Source organism: Dorea sp. AM58-8 (genome assembly GCF_003464045.1).
GTDB lineage: Bacteria > Bacillota > Clostridia > Lachnospirales > Lachnospiraceae > Claveliimonas > Claveliimonas ammoniilytica.
In genome coordinates this window covers 18,574-35,485 of record NZ_QSDM01000025.1, presented here as the reverse complement: position 1 = coordinate 35,485, position 16,912 = coordinate 18,574, and the positions used below count along the sequence as shown (strand labels likewise).

Below are 16,912 nucleotides of genomic sequence, written 5' to 3'. Positions count from 1 at the left end.
AAATAAATTTCAATCCACACTTCCGCAAGGGAAGTGTTTCAATCCACACTTCCGCAAGGGAAGTGACCACTGCGACCATTAATGCAATTAATATATCTGCCATTTCAATCCACACTTCCGCAAGGGAAGTGACATTAATGTAGCCGGCTTTTTCTGCTCCACGTTCTAATTTCAATCCACACTTCCGCAAGGGAAGTGACTATAAAGCTGAGCAAGAACGTGATTGCTACCGGTATTTCAATCCACACTTCCGCAAGGGAAGTGACGTGGTAAAGGCGACAAGGAACGAGTTGTTTATTTATTTCAATCCACACTTCCGCAAGGGAAGTGACGCAGACCGGCACAGAAGAACAGCAACCAAAATCAGATTTCAATCCACACTTCCGCAAGGGAAGTGACGTCACAGATGGACATAATGATGTGTGGTGTTATATTATTTCAATCCACACTTCCGCAAGGGAAGTGACGCCGACTGCTTTGTACGATGTGGCAGTAGTCTTGATTTCAATCCACACTTCCGCAAGGGAAGTGACGATAACCCGGAACTGTTAGAAGATAAGGAGGATATTTCAATCCACACTTCCGCAAGGGAAGTGACGGTGTACGAGGGAGATTTTATTTACGACATCGATATTTCAATCCACACTTCCGCAAGGGAAGTGACAGCAATATTTCACAAAAATATCTCCCCATTTTTATAAAATATTTACAAATATATTTGAATACACTTTTGCATATTATCACAACCATCTTGTATATGTAAAAGCGCACTCAAATTTGTTTATTTTTTCTGGTGCGAGTCTCCTAGTAATTTTATGTATATTTGCCACTCGCACCTGTAAATTACAGGAATAAAGGTTGATCAACTGCAATTCCTCGTTCTACCCCTATATGCTCTACCTTGGTCCTATAATTATTTCCAAGATAATAGAATCGCAAACTATCTACTTTATCATCAATAATATCCGTTAACAAAGATTTTAACATTACACTTTGTGCCTGATCTACAATGCACTCAAATACGGAATTTTGTACTCTTCTTCCATAGTTTTCACATTGCTTGGCAACTTTTCTAAGTCGCTTTTTTCCAGCTTCATTTTCCGTATTTACATCATAAGTAATCAACAACAGCATCTTTCCACCTCATTTCCATAGAAATACTGGGTAGCCATCTAAATCTCCTCGTAAATACCTTGCAAGCAACATCGCCTGCACATACGGAACCATTCCCCACTCAACTTTTTCTTTCAAATACGGATGTGTAATGACTTCTTTTTTCTTGTTTTGCCACTCAACTAATAATTTTTTTCGCAAATCATCATCCATGAGAACTGCTCCATTTTCTTTTTTAGAAAAGTTTTTCCCATTCACGATTCTTTTATTAATTAATGACAATACAAAACGATCTGCATATACACTTCTTAGCTCTTCTATTAGATCTAATGCCAATGATGCTCTTCCAGGACGCTCTGTATGCAGATATCCGACATAAGGATCCAATCCCACTGTTTCTAATGCAGACATAATCTGATTTGTCAACAGCGTGTATACAAAGGATAACATCGCATTTACATTATCTCTGGGCGGTCTTTTATTCCTTTTCTGAAAATTGAATTCTTTTTTCTGCTGTAAAATTAATTCATTAAAAACGCTAAAATAAATACTGGCCGCCTCTCCTTCATAACCTCTCAGTTGATCTTTCGATTCTGCATTCTGCATATATTGTAGAGATTCTTTTAAATGCAAAGACGCCTTCTTCACCGCCTCTATATCTATCTGCATTCCATGATCACGAATTGCCCGTTCCAAGACCCATCTTGCATTATAGACTTTTCCAGTAATACAATTTTTTGCAATTGCAAGACTTATTTCATCATCTTTACAACTTTCATATTGCTGCTCACGTAAAAGAACATTTCCATGAACCTTTCCTGTTACTCTTGCCAAAAATTTCCCCTGCGGAGTGAGATAACAAAGTGAAATATTACGCTCAGCACATGCCCCCATCAACGCCGGACTAGTTCCACGGTATCCAAAAGAAACGATTCCATCCAAATTATGTAGAGGTAATCTTCCCAATTCTTTTTTTTCTTCATATACAACCAGATTTTCTCCATCCAATGCCAAATAACTATTCTCAGATGTTACATATAAGGTGTTCAATAGTTTTCTCATTACTCATCCTCCTTCAGTACCTGTGCTATATAATTAGAAACTGATACCGCTCTTTCTAATTTTGGAAGACAAATTTCTTTCAATGAACATAAACTGCAAGCCTTACTCTTTTTGACCTTTGGTGTATAGCCCCGAGCATAATACTGATGCATTTCTTGAAATATTTCTTTTACTTCATTACGTAGTTCCTTTGAAAATACAATATTTTCTCTTCTTCTAGTTTCTCCATAAAACAGTGCACCTTCGGATATTGTAGTGGAAAACATTTCTTCCAGACACATTGCCTGTGCTGTAAGCTGTAATTTATCTTCGTCTGTTACCTTAGGCTTTCCTTTTTTATATTCCACAGGAAAAACAGAATATAATCCTCTATGTCCAAACAACTTAATTCCATCTTCGCATTTATGAAATTCTACCAGATCACATTCTCCACTAACCCCAAGTTCGCTTGAGGATATTGGAAGTGCCCGAACAAGGATCGTATCTTTTCTCTTTTCTTTTATACATGGATCATGGACTTTCTTGTGCATTAACTCTCCAATAACCGTATGGACATTTTCCTCCCACTGCTGCTCAATATGTATCAAAGCCCACTGCCGTCGACAGAATTTGAAATGTTGTATTCCTGACAACATTAAATATTCATCTTCTCTATATGCCATCAAATCATCCTTTTCATTTCAACTGAATCTGGAATCATTTCCTCATGAATCTGAATTGTATAATCCTGATATTTTCGTGGATATTCAATCTCTGCTTTTTTCCTCACCTCAACTGCATCAAAAAGTTTATACGCCGGACAATCACCCAATTCTTTGCTATGCTTAAACACAATCAGCTCCCGGACAGCCATTTTTCCCCTTGCCGCTGAATGATCATTTTCAAACATATTAATAATTGCCTCCCACAAAAGATCTAAGTCTTCCTCTGAGAACCCTGTCACTTTTCTGGCCAGATTTGCTGAAATATATCCTTCCACACGATACAATCCATATGGAACAATATTTTTTCTTCCCATTTCAGTACTCTTATTTTCAGCATCTTTTTCTGTTGTAATCGCAACTCTTGTAATCGTAACTTCCTGACTGATGATTGGATCGATGCTTCTTGCAAAACCAAGCTGTACAGGTCCCCTTACCTGCCCACAATTCAGAGAGGCTTTTACAAAAGTGGTCATAACTGCTCCAAAGGTACGGATATCATAGAAATTATCACACATATAATCTCTTAGTTTAATATCAACATCTGCATCGGATTTTTTTAATTTCTTCAATGCTTCTGTGACTTTCTTATCTTCTTTTTCTTTGATTCCGACACTTTCACAAGCTTCCCGATCACTTCTGTTCAATGGAACATCTTCTTTAATATAGATTTTGTAACCCTTTGCGTCTTCCTTTACTGTTTCTACATAATTACGTATTTTTCGTTTCAGGCATACATCGGTAACTAACCCCAATCCACTTTCCGGATCTATTCTTGGCATATTGCCAGAATCTGGATCTCCGTTCGGATTTCCATTCTCCACATCAAACAGTACAACAAACTCATAACGATTTTTAATTACTTCTCCCATTTACTTTTCCTCCTTTTTTTCATACTTCTTTTGCATCTGATGATAATATCCAAGCATAAACTTTCCTTGCTCCTCTAATGATAATCGTTTCGGAATTCCAGCATTTTCTTCTGATACATCTAATTTCCCCATCAAATCAGCCAACAATTTTTCATAATATATTTTTCCTGCAACTGATTCCCGATCTATTTTCTTAATATGACTGTTTTTCAATTTTATCAAAACTGGAAATATTGATGCCGGCGTTGCACATGCAGAGTTAAAATATCTGTCTCGAATCGTTGCATTAATTCCAGGATTTGCATCCTTTTGAATTGACTCCAACACCGCAAATATCCTTCCAAGTATATAAGAAGTCTCTTTACACTCTTCATTTAATCCCATACCATCTTCTCCTTCTTTCCATCCACGGTTTTTAATCAAAAACGCTTTAATAATTGCAGCTCTTCCATAAGTGACATTTCCTTGCTCAGCTCTTATCCGTATCAGCGCATCCGTATATAAGCTTTCCGGATATCTCGAATCTTCCAGAATTGCTCTCAATACCATTGCTGACATATTAGGAACTGGAGTTTTATCCTTTGACTTTTGATTCACTGTTTCATCTAACATTTTTCGTATTCCTAGATATTCATTCTCCACCCAGGAAGGTTTCACAATTTCCATTCGATGATAATGCCTGGAAATATTTTCAATAATAGTCTCAAATGAATTTTGATAAAAAAATCGGACTGATAATCTTGCTGCATTTGGTGCAAGACACAAGATATAAAAGGACTGGTTTGTGTCTAAATCGATATCGTCAAGGTCTACCCATAATCCCTTCTCTAAATTTCCAAATGCTTTTTTCATCTCTTTTTGATTATCTAGCTGGGGATTCATCCAAGATAAAAATGTCTTTTGATATTCTTCTTTTCCGGATTCTGCCCAGAATACAATCATGGAATCGCCTAATGGGAATCGATATTCTCTTTGATTTAACAAATAATTTAATGCTGTTGTGTATGCAAACTCCGCATACTTTCCAACTGGTGCATTATAACTTTGTTCTTTTCCATAAGACTCGAATGCCGGAGCGTTAAATGACACAAGTGCTGCTCCACTTGACTGTGCTCCCGGAACACCTTTTATTCCTCTATGGATGCGTGCAATCTCTGCTTTCTGTCCAGTAACAAGGCATGCCCCTTTCTTACCACTACTTTCTTTAGTTTGCAATGTGTCCCATATATTCCTTATTTCATCATCTTCCTGTGCATAAATACCTCGCATACTAAAGACAATATTTCCACCTTCATTCAGTTCTTCCCAGTGTTCTTTGACCACAGGATTGTCCTTTGCTCGCTCCGGATCCCATTTTCTAAAGTACAGACAAATTGCTCTCGCCATCTTTCCTTCTGCATTTGCAAGAATTGTTAAATGTCTTTCCTGTGCCGCATGAAAACAATCTATAATTCTCGGTTTTGTTCCATCCTCATCAATCCCCAGAAAATACTTGGCATTGTCACACAAAAAGTTAGAAGCAATTCCAGAAGATCTTGTAATCATCTCTGGCACATATAAAGGTTCAGGAACCCAAACTTTTTTCTTTCCTCTCTCCTCTTCCTTTTTCAGTGAAATAATCGTTTTTATTGTTCCATCCTCATTTAATTCTATTGCATGCGATACTTTTGCCTGGCACCAGCCTGGTTTTGCTACTTTCCCCTGCTGTACAAGTTCTTCGTAATACTTTACCAATGCCTGTAGAATCATCTGATCACCTCACAGTTTCGTAAATCCAGCACGCCTTTTCTCATAACTGCTCTGAAAAACATCGGCTGTATTTCATCCAGATTACTATAATCCATATCATACAACATAAATCCCAAATCCTTTTCAGCTACTTCATCATAACTGGTATGTATCTTTTGTTCTTCACATAAGCAGAACTGAGCCGGAAATTCTCTACATCCAAAATATGGCATATGATAGCATTCACCTCTTTTTAAACGACGCATTATAATATCTTTAAATTTTCCAGGATTATCCGATACATTTGCCTTATCAGTCATTTCAAAATGTGCTTCTATCACATAACATACATCACATAAAATCATGGACGCTCTCTGAACAATCTCTTCCTTTGCGCTAAGATAAATCTGCTTATCTGAACCATTATACACTTGTAGTACATTGCTGGCAGATATTTTGCTTTTTACTTCATTTCTCCTGACGCTCGTGAAGCGTATTGGATTCTTCACATAAATCTTATCAATGATCCATCTCATACCAGGATGCCAGTATATTGCTTCCAGAATTCCACGTGCAGCCGAAGGTGTCATAACATCATAAGAACATCTTTCGACTTTCATCTCTGGCCTGGAAAATAACGCATAATCGCCCCACACTTTCACTTTTACTCCTATAGCCATCTATAATACTTCTCCTTTCTTATAGCATGCTGCAATATAATCCCGCGGCTGGTAATAAAAATCTGTGTTATAATCTGATATTTTCTCGTCTATCCATGAATGATAGACTTCCCATAACCCTTTTAAAATTTCAGAATCTTTATAGCTATCCTCTATCAAACGTTCATAAACTTCACCAATATCCCAATAATCAGGAATTCTATAGCGGCATTCAATTACATTGTCATAATTTCCTGTTGTAATCTTACATTCCGTTACAAATTCATGTGCAACCTTTTCAATTGGTTCGCAATGCAGTACATCTGCATACTCATAAATTCTATCTATATTCTCTTTTCCTAGCAATTCTGTTATTTCACGTCTGGTTTTCTTTTTTAGGCGGCCGATGTATTCAATCAAACTGCATGTAAAAAATAATTTATTATTATTTTTTGTTCCCATTTACTACCTCACTTCCTACATACTGTAATGTATCTAATGCTGATATCGTATGAAAGCTAATCTGATGCGTCGGATGATTGAATTTAGCGAGTTCCCAAAATGCAGCTCTTGATATCTTCCCATCAATAAAATTCTGTACATAGTTATAAATAGTATCGTCCGCCATTGGTCCTTCTACAATATCATAATCGTGTGATTGTCCTCTTCGACAAGCAACAATAAAATCCAACCATTCTTCCGTCATTTCTTCAAAAAGTAAGTACTTTAATTTTTTATCAGGTGTATACTCATAACAATTCACATATCCTTTTCTACCATATCGAGTTGCCCAGCGTTCTGCCTGTTCCTTCATCCGGGTACAATAAAATCCAAAATAGAAGTCTTTGTTATACAGTGCTTTCCTTATTTCCGGAAATTCTACAATCTCTTTACTTCCGTGGTACAAAATCAAAATTTTCTCCTCCTTCTAATTATATAAAATTGCCAAATCACAATATTGACTTCGTTTGCTAAAAGTATCTACTTATGCTATTTCGTTCTTTATAAAATCAATATACTACAGTTTATTTTAGCGATCAACCATTTTTGTTCATTTTAAATACTATTGAAATTTCATTGAAATATTACTTATTATCTTTTATAATTATATCGTCTGGTAATCCAGTGGGTTGAAATAATAGTATTTTTAATGAAAAAACTGAGGTGCATGAGCTGTTTCACTACTCATGCACCTCCCTTATTTATGATTCACACCACTATCATCACACAAATAACGCTATTCCATCCTCTAGCGAAAAATCCAATCCATATTCTTCTGAATACTGCTCTCCATCAACCAGCTCATAAAAATCCTGCATTTCTTCTGCTATAGGTCTGAGCATACCTGCTCCATTCAATTTATCAAAAAAGGTATTTTCTGATTGTGTATTGTCATAGACCTGAATGCAATACTGTCCCGCTTTCCGCATTTTTTCTTTTGTTACTCCTTTGATTCGTAATTCCTGTAGTAATTCTTCTGCATCAAGCTCCCTGTTGATAAATATAGTCTTGGTATTTTCTTCAATTAACTTAAATTCCTTCGCTACTTTCGCGAAATTGCATTCCATCTTTTGAAATTCATCCATAATTTTTTTCTTATCTAAACTTGTACCTCTAGAGTGATATAGTCTTGTGAAATAATCAGTAATCGCTTTTAAATCTGCTATATCAGTATAATCCTGCAAAATACCTTTAGATACATCAATCTGTTGTCTCTGTCTTTGTGCAATCTGGAACTCTTCTAAATCAAATATGCAGACAATACTATTCGATAATTCTCTCTTTCCTTCACGGTTGCATCTTCCCGCCGCCTGTATCATGGAATCAAGTCCCGCTATCTGGCGGTACACCGTTGCAAAATCTAAATCTACTCCTGCTTCTACCAGACTTGTTGAAATTACAATACATTTCTCACTATTTTTCAATCGCTCTCTTATTGTCTTCAATACCCGTTTTCTGTGCTTCGGATACATACTTGTTGACAGATGATAGATTCCTTCTCCATGTAATTCTTTATAAATCACCTGTGCTGCTTTTTTCGTGTTTACAATGCATAATGCATTATTTTCCTTCTTCAATTTTTCGATCAAATGATCCTGTCGTATTTTTCCCAGATTCTGATAATTGACTCGTTTAAAAAAACTGAATTGTTCTTCCATTCTTGGGCATAACTCTTTTATTAATTCATTTTTAGAAAAGAACGAGTCTAACGCCGGCTGAGTTGCAGTGCATAATACTATGCTTGCAGAATAACTGTCCACTAATTCCTGAAGCATCGCTATACAAGGTTTCAGATAATCCATCGGCAGCATCTGTGCTTCATCTAGTATAATAACGCTATTAGCAATATTATGTATCTTCCTGCATTTCGACGATTTATTTGCAAAGAGTGATTCGAAAAACTGTACATTTGTTGTTACTACAACTGGTTTGTCCCAATTTTCACTTGCAAGCTGCATCGGTTTAAATTCTTCTGAACTTTCATAATCTACATTGCAATGATTCTCCAGAACATTTTCCTCACCAAGTATTTCTCGAAATACCTGGGCGTTTTGTTCTATAATGCTCGTATATGGAATTACATAAATAATACGATCCTTATGGTTCTTTACTGCATGTTCCAGAGCAAACGCGAGAGAAGCAACCGTTTTTCCACCTCCTGTCGGCACTGTAAGGCGAAAAATCCCTTCTTTTTGTTTTCCCTCTCTTATACAATTATTTAATATCTCTGTTCTTCGTCCATTTATTGTGTCTTCATCTGTATTTTTCAACCATTCGGAGATATGGTTTTTCAATCTATTTTGCAATATTTCCATGGATTCTCCTGAATTTCTTCCAGTATCTCCATTTTTCATGAATAATTCTGTATCCAGAAAATCAGCGTCTACAAGACACGAATACAACATTCTGATAAATGTTCCAAGTGCAAAATCCATATTTCTGTCTTTATCAAATGCAATGGGTTCAGTATCCAGCTCTGGAATTCTGATTTCATCTTTATAAGCCTGATAATCGCAAATTCTTTTCTTCCATCGTCCACATAAACTGGAACTTATTGCAGTATTTCCATAATCAGGCAATCCCGCATGATGACCTGCAATACAGTAGCTCAGAATAGGATAATACCTGCCCTGTTCTTTGCAGACCTGAGCTCCTGCTGTAGCATGATCCACTCTGTCATCTGTATTCTCCTGTATTTTTTTCTGAAATTCTTTCGCATACTTTCCGATATCATGCAGCATACCGCAACAATATCCCCATTCTCTTTTACCAAACTTTTCTGCAAAGTCCCCAGCTCTTTCTGCCGTTCCTTCCAAATGTGCTTTTACAGATTGTACTCTTTCTCCATCTTTATGTGCAATATATTTCATTTTGTTATCCTTTCTGTACTTCCTCTGCATCTCCACATCTCTGTTTGAGGGTCTTAATATAATAACTGCTCACAATGTTTGTCTTCTTCCGCAAAGCTGCCCCTTTTTAGCATGTCTTCCATACTTCTTAGCTGCATATATATAAGCATAAACATTTTCTCACGGAGTACCGATCGGAAGCTGAAACCCAACATCCAGGATAAACCCATTCGGACTATCACTGGCTTTTAAGAGGCATTGGCGAACGGATTCGATTACATCCTCTATGCTTCCATTCAGCATAACTTCCACAGGCGGAACATTGCCTGATATAGTCATATGCCTACCTAAGCTGTTTTTTAATTCCGATAAATCTTCGCAATTATCTACAGAGAATTCATTAATTCCCAGCTCAAGTAGGTCTTCCCAGATAGGCTTTGTTTTGCCGCAAATGTGCAACCCCGGTGCTGAACCAGTAATTTCCGTAATGCCCTGAACCAGTTCTTTCAGATAAGGCTTCGAAAATTCACGAAAACTATTAGGCTGATAATAGTACTGAAAGAAACCGGATCAGCTATTCCTGCCGAGACTTTTCCAAACTCTTTTTTACATGTTTCTATCCATGTTAATGCACATGATGTAGAAAATGCCAACAGCTTATGAAGATTATCTTTATTTTTCCTCATGTCTTTTAATATACTTTCCGGTTCACGAATCGATGCAGCCGTTGAAAGCGGTCTGGCAACACTAACACCGACCGGAAGCGAATCTCCATAATGTTTTTTCAATGCATATACATGGTTTATTTTTTTTTATAATATTCTATTTTCAAAAAGAAACCATAAAATCAGCAAGGAAACAGTGATGATTTTTCTCAATATATATACATAATATCATTTAATTCTGCCAGTAAATCTGTTGTTTCATTACCATCGGATATCTCGCCAGAGTATCACTATCCAGATTCTCCCGATGCATATCTACTGCTGTGATCTGCTGATTCTCATATGTTGTATAATAATAAATGCCTTTATCTGCATTACAGCAGGACGTATAAATGGTAATCTCATATTTTCCTTCTTCTACCTCGCAGCATCCTCTCTGCTGTTCTACAGAACCCAGAATATGGAAAAACTGTCCAACGCTTTCCCCTTCTGAATCTCCGGATATGGAGTTCATTCTGGTAAATGCAACTTTAGCGAAACGCGAAGTGGAAGACAGATCTCCCGGAAGTCCCATTCCTCCCATACCACGGCTGTAAGTCTCAAGTGGCAGTGCTTCTGCAAAATGATTCTCCGGCTGTTTTGGTGACAGGTTCATATACTGATTCAACAGAAACATCTGCATCTCAAATGGAGGGTTATTTGTCATAACACCCACCTGATTATCATAGATATGCATACCACTCTCTACAAATTCTACCGTAATTGCCTGTTCTCTGTCCGCGATCATCCAGTGTAACTGAGCTGTCGGAAGTTCCTCGCAGAACGATGTTCCGGTCAGATTCATGTTTGCCAGCAGTGTTTTCACATCCTCTACGGACTCACACTGACTGAGTACCCACGGAATAAATTCAAACTGAGCAACGTTTTCTTTATCCTCTACCGGTTCCTGATATACTGCATTTCCAACAAAATTAAGTCCTGCCATGCCGAGACCCTTTTCGTTGACTGCATCATAGTATAATGGATAGTCGCCTGCCACATATGCAGTTCCGATCATTGCATAATGACTCTTCATCTCGCCCCGAAAGCGGAATGCAAATGGATAATTTCTCGGTGTTACCACAACCTCTTCTCCATAAGAGAATTCATAATCCAAAGTTCGCCCGATATAAAAATCTTTTGTCTTATAAGTTGCTGCTGTACACATAACTTCTCCTCCTAATTTAAAAATTCGATCTAAAAAATCCCATTACTACAATTTTATCCATGCGTGCTTTCCTTTTCAAGGGGAAATGTTATAATTGTTGTGCTGGAAATATTTCCGGCACTAACAAAAATAATTTTCGAACCAAAGAGGCTTCTTATGAAAAACAAACTGAAAAATAACCATAATATGCTCTTCCGCCTGTTCCTGTCGACACTATATATCAGTGCATTTACATTCGGTGGAGGATATGTCATTGTTTCCTTAATGAAGAAAAAATTTGTTGATGATTACCACTGGATCGATGAAAATGAAATGCTGGATTTTGTCGCTATTGCCCAGTCTGCTCCTGGTCCTATTGCAATCAATGGTGCGATTGTTGTAGGCTATCGGTTAGCCGGCATCCTGGGTATCGGCATTACAATTCTTGCGACCGTGATTCCACCGTTTGTAATCATCTCAGTTATCTCATTTTTTTATAATGCTTTCCGGGATAATTTTATTGTCAGTCAGATGCTGGAAGGTATGCAGGCAGGTGTCGGTGCCGTCATTGCCTCGGTTACCTGGGACATGGTATCCGGCATCATCAAAGATAAAAATACGGGCGCCGTACTGATCATGATTGCTGCATTTATTGCAGGCTGTGTATTCCAGATTAATGTAATCTACATCATTCTGGTCTGCATTCTGATTGGGATCTGTCGGGCTCTTATGGCAGGAAGGAGGCATAAATCATGATCTACCTTCAGCTGTTTTTAAGCTTCCTGAAAATTGGACTATTCAGCTTTGGTGGCGGCTATGCTGCTCTCCCACTGATCCAGGGACAGGTTGTTACCGCTCATGGATGGCTGAGCGCTAGTGAATTTACTGATCTGATTACTATTTCACAGATGACGCCAGGTCCTATCGCAATCAATGGTGCTACCTTTGTCGGCATCAAAATAGCCGGTCTTCCAGGTGCATTTGTAGCTACATTGGGATGTATTACTCCATCCTGTATCATCGTAACACTTCTTGCCTGGCTCTATATGAAGTATCGTAATCTCTCTGCCATGCAGCTGATCCTTACTTCCCTGCGTCCGGCTGTCGTAGCTATGATTGCATCCGCAGGTATTACAATCCTTACCACTGCGTTCTGGAGCAGTCAGGGTACTGTTCAGCTCGCGACTACCAACTGGTATCTGGTAGGTATTTTTGTTATCTGCCTGATTCTTCTTCAGAAATACAAACTAAATCCTATCTGGGTCATGCTTCTGGCAGGTGTGATGAAATTGGGGTTAGCCATTCTTGGAATTGCGTGAAATTGCAATTGTACAAAAAAGGTTACTTTCTCGCCTCACCGGTAATAAAGTAACCTTTCTTAATTCTTATATTTATTCTCTCAGACTCAATATTCCTTCTGCCAAGATCTTCACATCATCCAGAATATAGTCAAACGCTCCTGCCTGATACAAATTCAGCAGGATCAGACCAATCGGTACTGCAAAGATCATTCCTAATACACTTCCGACCCGATATCCAAGATACAGCAAAAACAGTGTATACAACGGATTCAATCCCATGGAATCTCCTACCAGCTTCGGCTGAATCAGCTGTCGCACTAATTGCGTAACACCATATAAAATTACCAGCGCAGCCACCATCTTATAATCCCCTACCAGAAATTTGTAGATTGCCCACGGAATCAATGCAGTTCCTGTTCCGAAAAACGGTAAGAAATCCAGAAATGCAATGGCAATCGCCAGCAGTATCGAAAAACGAATCTGCATCAGTGTAAAACCAACAAGTAGAATCGCAAATACGACGCCCATAATCTTGAATTGTGCTTTAAAATATCCACCCATGGCATATTTCAGGTTCTCGCCTACCAGAAGTAATCTGCTGGTAATGGACTTTGGCACTACTTTTTTCACCCATTCTCCCAGATTTTCTTTATCGGCAATAAAGAAATATGCAGATACAAAGGCTACGATTGTTCCGATCAGCACGGATGGAATCCGCTTTGCCACATTTCCTGCCACTTCGATAGTTGGCTCTCCGATACGTCCAATCAGTGAAGATGCAGTATCATCCAGATTATTCATCAGCGTTGCCCAACTGTTCTGTATCTGTTCAGGAAAACGTTCAAAAAGTGTATTCCCCTGTGCTCCAATCTGGCTCATTCCACGCTCCAGATCATGATACATGCTTGGAAAATTGCGGATCAATACCGAAATTTCTTCCCATATCTGGCTGATAATCAGATAGATCAGACCGATGCACAACGCAAGTACCAGAATAATGGTAATTGCCGAGCCCAATCGTTTCATAATCTTTAATTTCTTTTCCAGAAATGTCACCAGCGGGCCTGCGATCACTGACAGGATCCATCCGATTACAAACGGCATAAAATAAAAGATTGCTTTGATTCCCACATATATAAATAATACGGTTGCCGTTAGACTGAATACCAGGCTGACCAGCACTTTCCAGTAAGGTCTGGTATCGCCAAGGTCTTCTTTCACACTCATATTCCTGCCTCCTGTAATTCTATTCTTCGCCTTCTTCTGACTCTTTCAATCCACAGATCTCTTCTGCCAGATCCCAGATCTCATCCCGTCCCTGTTTGGTCACTGCTGAAAATGGAATCAGAATACTGTCTTTGCTTAAGCCCAGTCCCTGTCTGACTACCTTGACTTGTTTCTGTACCTGACTGCGCTTCAGTTTATCAAGCTTTGTCGCAATAATAATTGGCTGATACCCCTGCGACAGAATCCAGTCGTGCATCATTTTATCATTAGCAGACGGTGCATGACGAATATCAATCAAAAGAAAAACAGCACGTAACTGCTTGGACTGATGCAGATAACGCTCGATCATCTGTCCCCATTTCTTCTTTTCCTGCTCCGATACCTTAGCATATCCATATCCTGGCAGATCCACCAGATATAATTCCTGATTAATATTATAAAAATTAATGGTCTGCGTCTTACCAGGCGTTGCCGATGTACGGGCAAATGATTTGCGATTCATAAGTCCATTGATCAATGACGATTTTCCTACATTTGATTTCCCCGCAAATGCAATCTCCGGTAATGTGTTCTCTGGCAATGTACTGGTGATACCGCATACGGTTTCCAGTTCCAGGCTTCGAATAATCATTCGGTCTCTCCTTTCACGAGTGCATGCTCAAGTACCTCTTCCATTCTGGATACCGGTACTATCTCAAGCCCCCTGGTTATCTCTGTTGACAATTCCTTTACATCTCTTTCATTCTCTACAGGCACAAGCACTTTCTGAATACCTGCATTCTTAGCTGCCAGAAGCTTCTCTTTAACTCCGCCGATCGGCAGTACTCTTCCGCGCAGTGTAATCTCCCCGGTCATAGCAACATCAGCATGTACCTTGCGTCCTGTAACAGCTGACAGGATTGCCGTTGCCATAGTGATTCCGGCCGAAGGTCCGTCTTTTGGCACTGCACCTTCCGGAATATGGATGTGGATATCATGCTTTTCAAAGTAATCCTCTTCCAGACCATAACTCTCTCCGATAGAACGGATATAGCTGATACCTGTGCGGGCAGATTCTTTCATCACATCCCCCAGTTTACCGGTCAGAGTGATCTGTCCCTTTCCAGGCATTACATTTACTTCAATCTGAAGAGTGACACCACCAACACTGGTCCATGCAAGTCCACGGACAATTCCCACTTCATCTGTCTCATTGGCCATCTGATACTGGTATTTCTCTTTTCCAAGATATTTATGCAGGTTAGTCTCTGTCACACGGATTCGGTTCTTTTTATCCTCCAGAATCTCACGGGCTGACTTTCTGCAGATTTCGCCGATCTTACGCTCCAACTGACGCACACCTGCTTCTCTGGTATAATTTCTGACAATCTTTTCGACAGCTCCTTTGCTGATAGTGAGCTGCTCCGGCTTGATACCATGCTTCTTAAGCTGCTTCGGAATCAGATGTTCTACAGCAATATGTACTTTCTCATTATCCGTATAGCTGCTGATCTCTATCACTTCCATACGATCCAGCAGCGGTCCCGGAATCGTCTGAAGCGTATTCGCTGTTGTCACAAAGAATACCTCAGACAAATCTAACGGCACTTCCAGATAATGATCCCGGAACTTATTATTCTGCTCACTGTCCAGAACTTCCAGAAGCGCAGAGAATGTATCTCCCTTATAATCATTGCTGACCTTATCAATCTCATCCAAAAGCATCAGTGGATTCTTCACGCCGGCTGTCTTCAATCCATTTGCAATACGTCCCGGCATCGCGCCACATAAGTCTTACGATGTCCACGGATCTCTGCCTCATCTCGGACACCGCCCAGTGAAATGCGTACGTATTTTTTATCCAATGCCGTAGCCAGGGATCTGGCAATGGATGTCTTACCTGTTCCCGGAGGTCCTACCAGACACAAAATCGGGCTGTTGCCTTTTTCTGCAAGCGCACGGACTGCAAGGAATTCCAGTACACGCTCTTTTACCTGTTCCAGACCGTAATGATCTCTGTCAAGAATCTCCCGTGCCCTTACAATATCATGGCAATCCTCAGACATGGTATCCCAGGGCATTTCCAGCATTGTCTCAATATATGTGCGGATTACACCGTTTTCCGCCGGGCTGTTCATAGAACTTCTGAATCTGGAGATTTCCTTCAGAAGCTTTTCTTTTACTTCCTCCGGCGCATTCAGTATCTCCGCCTTTTCCTTGAATTCATCCGCATCTGATACCGTACTCTCCTCACCTAGTTCTTCCCTGATTAACTTTAACTGCTCTCTTAAAATATAATCCCGCTGATGTTTGTCAACGCGTTCTTTTACCTTATTCTGGATCTCTTCTTTGATATTCATAACCTGAATCTCATGAACCAGCTTATAAGACAACAGATCATATCGTTCCATCAGATCCCGCTCTTCCAAAATATCCTGCAGATCGGTATAATGCAGTGGCACATTGGCGGCAACAGCATCTACCAGCTTATGAAGATCTCGGTATTCACTGATCTGCTTTACCATATCCCGCGGATACTTCGGATGCCACATAATAAAATTATTATATAATTCCTGCAGACTTCTGCACATCCCCTGAATCTTCGGATTATCGGCCTGAACAGCCACCAGATCACTCAGCTGGTTTTCATCCGGCAGTTCACAGATGATAGCCCGGTAATATGGGTCGGTCATTTCAAACTCTGTAAACTCTGCCCGGCATTCTCCTGCAACCAGTACACGCAGGATATTCTTCGGCAATTTAATGATCTGCTTAATCACTGCCACACATCCGATCTTATGAAGATCTTCTGCTTCCGGCATATCTATCTCGGGGTCTTTCTGAGCCGTCAGAAAAAGTTTCTGTCCCTCCTCTTCCATAGCCGCATTGACAGCATTGATTGAGCACTCTCTGCTCACATCAAAATGAACTACCATCTCCGGGAGAATGGTAAGTCCTCTCAATGCAACTACAGGCATACTGATTTCGTTCATTTCTGTCACTCCTGTCTACTCATCGGTATTTATTATGAAAGGGGCGGAGTTATATTCTGCCCCGCCCCTGATTCAG

At 39.4% G+C, this 16,912-nt stretch carries 15 protein-coding genes, 2 pseudogenes and 1 CRISPR repeat array; of the genes and pseudogenes, 2 read left to right on the top strand and 15 right to left on the bottom strand.

What is annotated here, in order from left to right; genetic code table 11:
- Positions 1–35: 35 nt before the first annotated feature.
- A CRISPR array of direct repeats spans positions 36–665; the repeat unit is 33 nt; unit sequence ATTTCAATCCACACTTCCGCAAGGGAAGTGACG.
- 178 nt (positions 666–843) lie between these two features.
- From cas2 to bsh, 12 genes and pseudogenes are all read right to left on the bottom strand, one after another.
- The gene (gene cas2, locus DXA18_RS13760; protein WP_118384379.1) at positions 844–1,134 is read right to left on the bottom strand and encodes a CRISPR-associated endonuclease Cas2; all 291 of its coding nucleotides are present in this window, start codon (positions 1,132–1,134) and stop codon (positions 844–846) included.
- A 9-nt stretch (positions 1,135–1,143) separates the two neighbouring features.
- Complete coding sequence (cas1c, locus tag DXA18_RS13755; RefSeq protein WP_118384378.1) at positions 1,144–2,175, bottom strand: type I-C CRISPR-associated endonuclease Cas1c; 1,032 nt, start codon at positions 2,173–2,175, stop codon at positions 1,144–1,146.
- Positions 2,175–2,837: a CRISPR-associated protein Cas4 gene (gene cas4 / locus DXA18_RS13750; RefSeq protein WP_118384377.1), complete on the bottom strand. Its 663-nt coding sequence runs from the start codon at positions 2,835–2,837 to the stop codon at positions 2,175–2,177. The genes cas1c and cas4 overlap by 1 nt, the downstream gene beginning before the upstream one ends.
- Complete coding sequence (cas7c, locus tag DXA18_RS13745; protein ID WP_118384376.1) at positions 2,837–3,748, bottom strand: type I-C CRISPR-associated protein Cas7/Csd2; 912 nt, start codon at positions 3,746–3,748, stop codon at positions 2,837–2,839. The genes cas4 and cas7c overlap by 1 nt, the downstream gene beginning before the upstream one ends.
- The gene (gene cas8c, locus DXA18_RS13740; protein WP_118384375.1) at positions 3,749–5,497 is read right to left on the bottom strand and encodes a type I-C CRISPR-associated protein Cas8c/Csd1; all 1,749 of its coding nucleotides are present in this window, start codon (positions 5,495–5,497) and stop codon (positions 3,749–3,751) included. It abuts the gene before it with no gap.
- Complete coding sequence (gene cas5c / locus DXA18_RS13735) at positions 5,494–6,156, bottom strand: type I-C CRISPR-associated protein Cas5c (protein WP_118384374.1); 663 nt, start codon at positions 6,154–6,156, stop codon at positions 5,494–5,496. The genes cas8c and cas5c overlap by 4 nt, the downstream gene beginning before the upstream one ends.
- A complete protein-coding gene (locus DXA18_RS13730; protein ID WP_118384373.1) occupies positions 6,157–6,597 on the bottom strand; it encodes a hypothetical protein in 441 nt (146 codons plus the stop codon). It lies immediately after the preceding gene.
- Positions 6,581–7,048 carry a DUF3990 domain-containing protein gene (locus tag DXA18_RS13725; RefSeq protein ID WP_118384372.1) on the bottom strand — a complete coding sequence of 156 codons (468 nt, stop codon included), beginning with the start codon at positions 7,046–7,048 and terminating at the stop codon, positions 6,581–6,583. The genes DXA18_RS13730 and DXA18_RS13725 overlap by 17 nt, the downstream gene beginning before the upstream one ends.
- A 310-nt stretch (positions 7,049–7,358) precedes the next feature.
- Positions 7,359–9,506 (bottom strand): CRISPR-associated helicase Cas3', encoded by a 2,148-nt coding sequence (gene cas3, locus DXA18_RS13720; protein ID WP_118384380.1) that lies wholly within the window; start codon positions 9,504–9,506, stop codon positions 7,359–7,361.
- Positions 9,507–9,665: 159 nt separating this feature from the next.
- Positions 9,666–10,019, bottom strand: a pseudogene (locus tag DXA18_RS17700) (uroporphyrinogen decarboxylase family protein); the annotation flags it as partial.
- The gene (locus DXA18_RS17695) at positions 9,992–10,273 is read right to left on the bottom strand and encodes a uroporphyrinogen decarboxylase family protein (protein ID WP_158567148.1); all 282 of its coding nucleotides are present in this window, start codon (positions 10,271–10,273) and stop codon (positions 9,992–9,994) included. The pseudogene DXA18_RS17700 and the gene DXA18_RS17695, both read right to left, overlap by 28 nt.
- Positions 10,274–10,382: 109 nt before the next feature.
- Positions 10,383–11,357 carry a choloylglycine hydrolase gene (bsh, locus tag DXA18_RS13705; protein ID WP_118384369.1) on the bottom strand — a complete coding sequence of 325 codons (975 nt, stop codon included), beginning with the start codon at positions 11,355–11,357 and terminating at the stop codon, positions 10,383–10,385.
- Between the two features lie 156 nt (positions 11,358–11,513).
- Between bsh and DXA18_RS13700 the strand changes: the two genes are divergently transcribed.
- Together DXA18_RS13700 and DXA18_RS13695 are read left to right on the top strand one after the other, a co-directional pair.
- Positions 11,514–12,092: a chromate transporter gene (locus DXA18_RS13700; protein ID WP_118384368.1), complete on the top strand. Its 579-nt coding sequence runs from the start codon at positions 11,514–11,516 to the stop codon at positions 12,090–12,092.
- Positions 12,089–12,655, top strand: coding sequence for a chromate transporter (locus DXA18_RS13695; RefSeq protein WP_118384367.1), 567 nt, complete (start codon positions 12,089–12,091; stop codon positions 12,653–12,655). Before DXA18_RS13700 ends, DXA18_RS13695 begins: the two co-directional genes overlap by 4 nt.
- A 72-nt stretch (positions 12,656–12,727) precedes the next feature.
- Here DXA18_RS13695 and ytvI read toward each other — a convergent pair whose 3' ends face one another.
- The 3 genes and pseudogenes from ytvI to lon all read right to left on the bottom strand — a co-directional run bounded on the left by ytvI (position 12,728) and on the right by lon (position 16,836).
- Positions 12,728–13,864 (bottom strand): sporulation integral membrane protein YtvI, encoded by a 1,137-nt coding sequence (ytvI, locus tag DXA18_RS13690; protein ID WP_118384366.1) that lies wholly within the window; start codon positions 13,862–13,864, stop codon positions 12,728–12,730.
- 19 nt (positions 13,865–13,883) lie between these two features.
- The gene (gene yihA / locus DXA18_RS13685; RefSeq protein WP_118384365.1) at positions 13,884–14,495 is read right to left on the bottom strand and encodes a ribosome biogenesis GTP-binding protein YihA/YsxC; all 612 of its coding nucleotides are present in this window, start codon (positions 14,493–14,495) and stop codon (positions 13,884–13,886) included.
- A pseudogene (gene lon / locus DXA18_RS17530) lies at positions 14,492–16,836 on the bottom strand (endopeptidase La). The gene yihA and the pseudogene lon overlap by 4 nt, the downstream one beginning before the upstream one ends.
- Positions 16,837–16,912: the final 76 nt, after the last annotated feature.

Coding starts and splice junctions, on each gene's coding strand:
- cas2 (WP_118384379.1), bottom strand. CDS start 1,134: ATGCTGTTGTTGATTACTTATGATGTAAATACGGAAAATGAAGCTGGA.
- cas1c (WP_118384378.1), bottom strand. CDS start 2,175: ATGAGAAAACTATTGAACACCTTATATGTAACATCTGAGAATAGTTAT.
- cas4 (WP_118384377.1), bottom strand. CDS start 2,837: ATGGCATATAGAGAAGATGAATATTTAATGTTGTCAGGAATACAACAT.
- cas7c (WP_118384376.1), bottom strand. CDS start 3,748: ATGGGAGAAGTAATTAAAAATCGTTATGAGTTTGTTGTACTGTTTGAT.
- cas8c (WP_118384375.1), bottom strand. CDS start 5,497: ATGATTCTACAGGCATTGGTAAAGTATTACGAAGAACTTGTACAGCAG.
- cas5c (WP_118384374.1), bottom strand. CDS start 6,156: ATGGCTATAGGAGTAAAAGTGAAAGTGTGGGGCGATTATGCGTTATTT.
- DXA18_RS13730 (WP_118384373.1), bottom strand. CDS start 6,597: ATGGGAACAAAAAATAATAATAAATTATTTTTTACATGCAGTTTGATT.
- cas3 (WP_118384380.1), bottom strand. CDS start 9,506: ATGAAATATATTGCACATAAAGATGGAGAAAGAGTACAATCTGTAAAA.
- bsh (WP_118384369.1), bottom strand. CDS start 11,357: ATGTGTACAGCAGCAACTTATAAGACAAAAGATTTTTATATCGGGCGA.
- DXA18_RS13700 (WP_118384368.1), top strand. CDS start 11,514: ATGAAAAACAAACTGAAAAATAACCATAATATGCTCTTCCGCCTGTTC.
- DXA18_RS13695 (WP_118384367.1), top strand. CDS start 12,089: ATGATCTACCTTCAGCTGTTTTTAAGCTTCCTGAAAATTGGACTATTC.
- ytvI (WP_118384366.1), bottom strand. CDS start 13,864: ATGAGTGTGAAAGAAGACCTTGGCGATACCAGACCTTACTGGAAAGTG.
- yihA (WP_118384365.1), bottom strand. CDS start 14,495: ATGATTATTCGAAGCCTGGAACTGGAAACCGTATGCGGTATCACCAGT.